Genomic DNA, 1,128 nt, shown 5'->3' with positions numbered 1-1,128 from the left:
GGCAAACTCCAAAGGTGTCTGATACCCCAAGGATGAATGCGGACGCTGCTCATTGTAGTCCAAGCGCCAGTTGCTGATTTTTTCTCGGGCGTGAGCGAGATCCCGGAACCAGTGTTCATTCAGACACTCATCCCGGAATTTTCCGTTAAAGCTCTCGACGTAACCATTCTGCATCGGCTTTCCAGGCTGGATGAGCTTCAGCTCAACGCCATGATGGTAAGCCCATTGATCCAATGCTCTTCCAGTAAATTCCGGCCCCTGATCGGTTCTGACGGCTTTCGGGTAGCCTCGGAAGGCTGCTATGGCGTCTAGGGTGCGCGTCACCTGTTCCCCTGAGATGCCCATGGCAACGGGAATGTCGAGACACTCCTTGGTGAAGTCATCCACGATCGTCAGGCATTTGATCCTGCGGCCGTTTGCCAAGGAATCCATCACGAAATCCATGGACCACGTATGGTTTGGCGAATCAGGCAACACCAAGGGCTGCCGTTCGACCATCACGCCTTTACGACGCTTACGTTTGCGGACGGCCAGGCCTGCTTCCCGGTAAAGCCGATAAACCTTCTTGTGATTCACCTCAGCACCCTCACGACGCAGCAACTGGTGAACACGCCGGTACCCGAACCGGCGGCGTTCGAACGCAATGGCTTTGATGCGCTCTGTCAGCTCACGCTCTTCTGGAGAACGCTGAGACTGATATCGCATCGTTGCGCGGGATAACCCGACGAGTGAACAGGCTTTGCGCTCGGATATCGTCGTCTCCGACAGCATGGTGCGCACAGCCTCGCGCTTGTTCCCGACGGTCAGTACTTTCGGTTGAGAGCCGCCTTCAGAGCTTCGGTGTCGAGCATGGACTCGGCCAGCAGTTTCTTGAGCCGGGCGTTCTCTTCCTCCAGGGCCTTCAAACGACGGGCTTCAGAGACTTCCAGGCCGCCATACTTCTTGCGCCAGGTATAAAACGTCGCGTCCGAGATGTTGTACTTCCGGCACAGCTCTTTGACCGGAAGGCCGGCCTCGGCTTCCTTCAGAATGGGAATGATCTGTTCTTCGGTGAATCGCTTCTTCATGTTCATCGTCCTCTCTGGTGATGAACATTACTAAGATCAGAATGGATTAGAAAGTTGGGTG

Annotated in this window: 1 protein-coding gene; it reads right to left on the bottom strand. The window is 55.1% G+C overall.

Features of this window, described 5'->3' with window-relative positions; genetic code table 11:
• Positions 1–1,067 (bottom strand): IS3 family transposase gene (locus MSNKSG1_RS18600; protein ID WP_152638830.1). Its coding sequence is split into 2 segments (ribosomal slippage), with 1,068 coding nucleotides annotated over them: positions 1–809 and positions 809–1,067; the frame shifts between segments, so codons are not numbered across the junction. This gene is flagged as partial in the annotation.
• Positions 1,068–1,128 lie beyond the last annotated feature (61 nt).

It is taken from the genome of Marinobacter santoriniensis NKSG1 (genome assembly GCF_000347775.1).
GTDB classification, from domain to species: domain Bacteria; phylum Pseudomonadota; class Gammaproteobacteria; order Pseudomonadales; family Oleiphilaceae; genus Marinobacter; species Marinobacter santoriniensis.
The sequence above is the reverse complement of the archived record's forward strand: the minus strand, read 5'-3'. Positions and strand labels throughout refer to the sequence as shown.